This window comes from Streptomyces sp. CA-251247, assembly GCF_050952975.1.
Taxonomy (GTDB): Bacteria; Actinomycetota; Actinomycetes; order Streptomycetales; family Streptomycetaceae; genus Streptomyces; species Streptomyces achmelvichensis.
Map to the genome: position 1 here is coordinate 132,955 of NZ_CP191861.1, position 6,967 is coordinate 139,921.

The 6,967-nt window shown below is 70.8% G+C and carries 5 protein-coding genes; 1 reads left to right on the forward strand and 4 read right to left on the reverse strand.

Annotated elements, in window-relative coordinates:
• Positions 1-34 precede the first annotated feature (34 nt).
• Entirely contained in the window at positions 35-2,851 is a 2,817-nt protein-coding gene (locus ACQPWZ_RS00655; protein WP_433570244.1) for a LuxR C-terminal-related transcriptional regulator, read from the forward strand.
• Between the two features lie 99 nt (positions 2,852-2,950).
• Here ACQPWZ_RS00655 and ddaH read toward each other — a convergent pair whose 3' ends face one another.
• The 4 genes from ddaH to ACQPWZ_RS00675 form a co-directional block, all read right to left on the reverse strand.
• Positions 2,951-3,802 (reverse strand): dimethylargininase, encoded by an 852-nt coding sequence (gene ddaH / locus ACQPWZ_RS00660; protein ID WP_433570245.1) that lies wholly within the window; start codon positions 3,800-3,802, stop codon positions 2,951-2,953.
• A 151-nt stretch (positions 3,803-3,953) separates the two neighbouring features.
• Positions 3,954-5,279, reverse strand: a complete 1,326-nt coding sequence (locus ACQPWZ_RS00665; protein WP_356706236.1) for an MFS transporter — start codon at positions 5,277-5,279, stop codon at positions 3,954-3,956.
• Complete coding sequence (locus tag ACQPWZ_RS00670; protein ID WP_340471114.1) at positions 5,276-6,490, reverse strand: KamA family radical SAM protein; 1,215 nt, start codon at positions 6,488-6,490, stop codon at positions 5,276-5,278. Before ACQPWZ_RS00670 ends, ACQPWZ_RS00665 begins: the two co-directional genes overlap by 4 nt.
• 190 nt (positions 6,491-6,680) lie before the next feature.
• Positions 6,681-6,893, reverse strand: coding sequence for an MbtH family protein (locus ACQPWZ_RS00675; protein WP_433570246.1), 213 nt, complete (start codon positions 6,891-6,893; stop codon positions 6,681-6,683).
• Between the last annotated feature and the right edge of the window lie 74 nt (positions 6,894-6,967).

Below are 6,967 nucleotides of genomic sequence, written 5' to 3' on the forward strand. Positions count from 1 at the left end.
CCGGATCGTGTGTCCGGACGATAGGGAGTAGTGCGTGAAGTCCAACCGGTTCTCTGCCCTTCCCGTCGGGCGGCCGGATTTCCCGTCCGGCCGCACCTCGGAACCGGCATCGCCCGTGCGCGAACGGTGGCCCTTCACCGCCAGGCAGACCGAACTCGACGCCTTCGCCACCTGTCTGGAGAGTCCTGCCACCACTGCGGTGCTCATTCACGGCGAGGCAGGCGTGGGCAAGAGCCGCATCGCCGAGGAGTGCCTGAGTCTCGCCGCGCGGAACGGCCACCGGGTCGAGCGGGCCGTCGCCACCGCCTCGGCGGCCACCTTGCCGCTCGGGGCGCTGGCACACCTGCTGCCTTCCGACGCCGTCTCGGACGACGCCGTCACCGCGTTCCACGCCGCGGCCCGGACCTTCGGCCTGCACCCGGGGCACAACGACGGCTCTCAGGGAGCCGGCCGGCGGGCCGTGCTGCTCGTCGACGACCTGCATCTGCTGGACAGCGCATCGGCCGTCCTGCTCGGCCATCTGCTGTGGGCCCGGGCAGTCTTCCTGATCGCCACGGTCCGCGACGGCGCACCGCCGTCCGACGCGGTCGAATCGATCGACCGCAGCGACTCCACCCGCCGTATCGCCGTGCACCCCTTCACCCGCGCACAGGTCCGGAACCTCCTGCGCCGCTGCCTCAGGCACCCGATCGAACACGCCGCTCTCGAGACCCTGGTGAGTTCGTCCCGCGGAAACGCACTCTTTCTCTACGAGCTGGTCAGCGGAGCTGTCGGCGACGGCACCCTGACACTGGGGGACGGCTTGTGGCATCTCAATGGCCGGCCCGGCGGGACGAAGCGACTGTCGTCGATCATCCGCCGACGCCTCGAAGGGCTGTCCGGTCCTCGTGAGGACATCATGGAACTGGTGGCGCTCTGCGAGCCGGTCCCCCTGGCATCATTGCGCTCGGTGGCCACCGATCCCGGCGACGTCGAATGGCTGGAGAGGCATGGGCTGATCCAGATCCATGCCACAGGCAGGCGCACGTACTGCACGCTGGTCCATCCGTTGTACGGCGATGTGCTGCGTCAGCGCATCCCACCGGAGCGGCGCCGGGCCATCTACACCGCGCAGGTGGCGACCCTGCGATCCCACGGAGTACGCCGCCGCGAGGACGCGTTGAGGCTGGCTTCCTGGCAGTTGGCCGCCGGTCTCCCCGTCGACCCCGAGTTGCTGATGTCCGCCGCTGCCATGGCTCGCCACGTACGCGACTTCCCCACCGTGCTCGAGCTTCTCTCGGGCCCGTCCCAGGTCTCGGTGTCCGACGGCGCGTCGGCTCCCTTCGGCGTATGGCTCATGCGCGGGGAGGCCTACCACCACACCGGTGACTGGGAGCGAGCGGAGCACTGTCTGGCCAGGGCACAGGAAAAGGCCGTCGGGGACACGGAGTTGCTGACCGCGGTCATGGAACGCACCCAGAATCTCTTCTGGGGCTTCGGCGACGCACAGCGCACCCTCGAGGTGAACACGTCCGCCGGTGCCGGACTCGGCCCGGGCGCTCGCCGGGTCCTGCGGATCAATGAGGCCGGCTACCTCATGTACTGCGGCGACATACGCCGGGTACTGCCGCTGCTCGAGGACGCCGAACAGGTGCAGGTCCCACGGCTGCGCATGTGGGGCCAGTTGCAGAAGTCCCTCGCCCTTGCGTATCTGGGACGGACCCGCGAAGCGGTGGAGCTGAGCAGGCGGGTCCACGAGGAGATGACGGACGCCGCGGGCGAGGGCGGACGATCCGACCCGTCCGCACACTGCAGCGGCCCCGCCATCTACCGTGTGGTCGCCCTCACCGAGGCGGGCCGCCCGGACGAGGCACGGGCTGTGGGCGAAGAGGCCTACACCGGCGCGGTGGGAGCCCAGGCGGTGTATCTCCAGGCCTGGATCGCTGCGCACCTGGGGCGGTGCGAGCTGATGGCCGGGCGGCTGGAAAGGGCTCGCGACTGGTACGGCGAGGCCATTTCGCTCGCCAGGGCGAACAACTACCCCCGACCGCTGGTGATCAGTTGTGCCGGAATGGCCGTGGTGCACGCCCAGGCGGGGTCGGCCGCGGACGCGCGGGCGATGTTCGAGACCATCGGCCGGGCACCGGCGGACCTGCAGCAGTCGGCGAAATTCTCCATGGAGCTGGCCGCTGCCTGGGCCGCGGCGGCGGACGGAGACCTCACACGCGCCAGGAGGCTGCTGACGGACGCGGCGCGGCAGGCCGGTGAAGTGGGCATGCACGCCTACGAAGGCTGGCTGCTCAGCGATGTCGCCCGGCTGGGCGGAGCAGCCGGGGTGCACGAGCGTCTGAGCGAACTGGCCCGGATCAGCGACAGCCCGTTGGCGCGAGCGCGGGCTGCGGCCGCCGCGGCCCACGCGGCGGGTTCGGCGCGGTCGTTGCGCGACGCGGCGGATCTCTGCCGGCTGGCCGGCGCGGATCTGCTGGCCGCCGAGACCGCGCGCGAGGCGTCGCGAGCCGCTGAACGGGAGGGAGACACCCGCTCGGCCGCCGCGGCGGCGATCCTGGCCGGGCAGTCGCTCGCTCGGTGCGGCGGCGCACGGACCCCGGCGCTGGGCGTCGGCGCGGTCCGCCCGTTGACGCGCCGGGAGTCCGAGATCGCCGCGCTGGCGGCGGAGGGCCTCGCCAGTCAGGAGATCGCGAGCCGGCTGATGGTCTCGATCCGGACGGTCGACAACCATCTGCTGCACGCGTACGCGAAGCTCGGTATCGATTCGCGTACCCAACTGCGCGTCGCGCTGGCAGCCCTGGCCGAGGTCGATGTCTCTCCCGGTGGCTCCGGGTCGTCCATGGATTCCCCTCACCGCTCCTGAGAGTGACGACGATTCACCCGGCCCGGGACCGTGCGGCGGGAGGCCGCCGCGGAGCCCGGGCCGCCGCGGAGGCGGACCGAACTCGGCCGGCTGCCCGGGTCACTCCCGCAGCGTCAGCGTGCAGCACTTGACGCTGCCGCCGCCCTTGAGCAGTTCGGACAGATCCACGCCCAGGGGCTCGAACCCGCGGGCCGACAGCTGCTCGGCCAGTTGGGTCGCGGCCTGCGGCAGGACCACATGCCGCCCGTCACTGACCGCGTTGAGGCCCAGGACCGAGGCGTCCTCGGCCGTGGCCAGCAGCGCGTAGGGGAAGAGGCGCTCCAGCACGGCCCTGCTGTCTGCCGAGAACGCCTCCGGGTAGTACATGACCTCGTCGCCGGCGAGCACGGACAGAGCCGTGTCCAGGTGGTAGTAGGCCGGGTCGACGAGTTCCAGACCGATCACCGGTCTGCCGAAGAACTTCTGGGCCTCGGCATGGGCTTCCGGACTGGTGCGGAAGCCCTGTCCGGCGAGGATGAAGCTGTCGGTGAGGAGGAAGTCGCCCTCCCCCTCGTTCACCTGCTCGGGGTCGTGGACCGCGGTGTAGCCGGCGGCCCGGAACCAGTCCAGGTACGCCGGACCTTCGGCCGCTCGCTCGGCGTTGCGGAACCGCGCGCCGAGTACCTTGCCGTCGACGACGGTGGCGCCGTTGGCCGCGTAGACCATGTCGGGCAGGCCGGCGACGGGCTCGATGAGATCCACGCGGTGGCCCAGCCGCTCGTAGAGAGCGCGCAGCCGTTCCCACTGGACAACCGCGAGCGCGGTGTCGACCGGCTTGGAGGGTTCCATCCACGGGTTGATCGCGTAGCTGACCGTGAAGTGGGTCGGAGCGCACATCAGGTAGTGGCGCGGTGTCGCGGTCCGGCCGGTGGTGCCGCCTTCGGCGGCGCGGTCGGGCGTGACGGTGTTCATGGGGCTCCATTCGGAAGGGAGGAGGGCGGCCCGCCGTGGTCGGGCCGACCAGGGGCGGTACAGGCGCGCTTCGCACGGCGGGGCTCCGCGGTACGCAGGACAGAGGGGCGCGGGATTCGCCGAAGACCGGGTGTCGATGCGGGACCGCGCCTCACGGCGCGGTGGACATCGACCTGATGCCGCTGCTGAAGGTGGCGGTGACTGCGGCGACGGCCACCAGCAGGGAGAAGACGAGCATCGCCGCCCCGCTGCTGAAGTGCGCCAGGAGCAGGCCCGCCAGCCCGGGTGCGAGGGCTGCCGCCGAGGTGGCGGCCAGGAAGATCACACTGACCACTCGGCCCTGGAGATGGTCCGGGGTGATGGCCGCCTGGTATCCGAAGAGGGCGGCGTTGCAGGTGGGTCCGAGGAAGACCGCCGCGGCCAGCGGCACCGCCGCCAGCACGCTGGTGGAGAACAGGGCGCTGACCGCTATCAGTCCGGCGGTGGCCCATGCCAGCACCAGGATGAGTCGCGGCAGACGCAGCCACTTCTGGATGACCGGGGCGGCGAAGGCGCCCAGGAACCCGCCCAGGCCGAAGATCATACTGGCCAGGCCCACCAGGAACGCGGAGGTGCCGGAGCGCTGCAAGGAGACGACGATCGCGAAGATCATGCCGGTGAAGGCCATGTTGAGCGGGGCCGCGATCATCAGCAGGGCGCGCAGGAACGGGTTGCCCAGCACGAACCGCAGGCCCTCGAGCCCCGCCGCGCCACCCGACGTGGGCGGCTCCTTGCGAGGCTGCTGCAGGGGCCGGCGGATGACCAGGACGGCCGCCAGCGACAGCAGATGACTGAGCGCGTTACCGAGGAACGGCAGCGACCTGCCCAGTCCGAACAGCAGCCCTCCGATCGGCGGGCCGGCCAGCGAAGTGCCGTAGGACCGCGCCTCGTTGCGAGCGACCGCGGTGGAGAGCTGGTCGGAAGGGACCAGATTGCGTATCGCGGCATGCTCGGCGGTGCTGAACAGGGCGTTGGCCGCGGCTCCGGCGATCACGACGACCAGAACCATCACGAGACTCGCGGTGCCCGCCACGACCGCGCATCCGAGGACCGTGTACGCGGCGATGCGCAGCACGTCGCAGACGATCATCAGCCGGCGCCGGTCGAGGCGGTCGGCGAGGACCCCGGCGGGAAGCCGGCAGACCAGGGTGACCAGCAGGCCGGTTGTGCCGACGAGACCCGCTTGTGCCGGGGATCCGGTCAACTGGAGTACGAGCAGGGGCAGGGCCAGATTGGCCATGGCGCTGCCCAGGTCTGAGAGGCACTGGCCGGCCCAGAGCAGATTGAAGTCACGGTTGCGCCACAGGCTCGGTGGTCGCCCGCTCTCCGTGCGGGCGGCGTTCGTACCGGTCGGCCCCATCATGTCCTCCAGGTCGTGCGGGGGTTGGGGCTCCGGCCGGGTGCGGCGCCACCGGGAAGGGACGGCGGCGCGCCTCATTGCGGCCACCACGAGCCGAGCGCGGGCCGCAGGTCGTCCAGCCATTCGGCGGCCGGGTCGTGGTGGGCCAGGAACTGCCGGCCCACCAGGCGGGCATCGCGGGCCTGCAGCATCCGCAGGGTGAACACCTCGGTGCCGCCGATGTCCGAGACGCCGTCGATGAGCACCTTGCCGGGGCCGGCCGACATCACGGGTCCCCGGGCGGTCCGGGCCAGACCGGACACGCTCCGGATGGCGTCCGTGTAGATCTGCACCGCCCGGGCCAGTGGCAGACCGAAGTAGCTGCGGGCGCCCGTGTCGCGTTCGACGAACATGTAGTAGGGCACGACCCCGAGTTCGACCAGCTTCTGCCAGAGCGTGGCCCAGTCCTCGGGCCGGTCGTTGACATGGGCGATGAGTGGTGCCTGGGCCCGGATCACGGCACCGGTGGCCTGTATGCGGCGGATCGCTTCCCGCACCACCGGGCTCTCCAGCTCGCGCGGGTGGGAGAAGTGGGCCATCACGGCCACGTGCCGGCCGCGGGCCACCGCACGGTCGAACAGCCGCAGCACATCGTCGGCGTCACGGTCCGTGGTGAAGCGGGCCGGCCAGTAGGAGAGGGCCTTCGTGCCGAAGCGGATCGTACGAATCCGCTCCAGGGCCGGGGCGAGCAGCGGCTCGATCCACCGTTCCAGCACGGTGGAACGCATGATCATGGGGTCACCGCCGGTGAAGAGGACATCGGTGACCGACGGGGTGGCGGCCAGGTACGAGACGACCCGGTCGACATCCGACGCGGCCTGCCGGATGTCGGCGTTGCCCACGAACTGGGGCCAGCGGAAGCAGTAGCCGCAATAGGAGTGGCAGGTCTGCCCCTGGGAGGGGAAGACCAGGACCGTCTCCGCGTACTTGTGCTGGACGCCCCCCAGCGGCTCTCCGCGGTGTGTCGGTACGTTCGTGTCCAGTTGGGCGCCCGGGTTGGGGTTGAGCCGGCCATGGACCTCCCGGGCGGCCTTGCGGATCACGTCGGGGGAAGCGGCGCCCAGGTGCAGCGCCGACATGCTGTCGAAGATGTCCGGCGGCAGCATGTCCCGATGCGGGAAGGTGAGCCGGAAGATCGGGTCGTCCGGAGCGGCGGACCAGTCGATGAGCTCGTCCACGACGTACTCGTTGACCTTGAACGGCAACACCGACGAGACCACCCGCAGATCGTGCAGGTACTCCTCGGGCATGCCTCGATCGCGGGCGAGTCGCTCCAGACGCCCGTGAGAAAAAACCCTCATTACCCGCTGCCTCACTCTGTGTGCTGTTCTTCTCATGGTTGCTTCGGCACAGGGATGCCGGGCGGCCGGCACCACCGGCCGGTGGATCGCGGGCGAGTGGCCCGGCCGAGCGCCGGCCACCCGCCCGGACGCCGTTGTGTCACTGCTCGGAGGCGGCCATCCGCAGGCGCAGGCTGAGCGGCCGCATGTCCGTCCACACCTCGTCGATGTGGGTCAGGCACTCGCTCTTGGACCCCTCGAATCCGGTGGCCGTCCAGCCGGCCGGCAGCTCACGCCCGGCGAACCAGACCGAGTACCGCTCCTCGTGGTTCACCACGACCCGGTAGCTGCGGTTGTCCTCGTCGACAGACATGTCGGTTCTCCTCGTTCGTGCTTCTGGGGTGGTCGTCCCGGCTGATGTCCGGTGACGGATGGAGGATCCCGGCC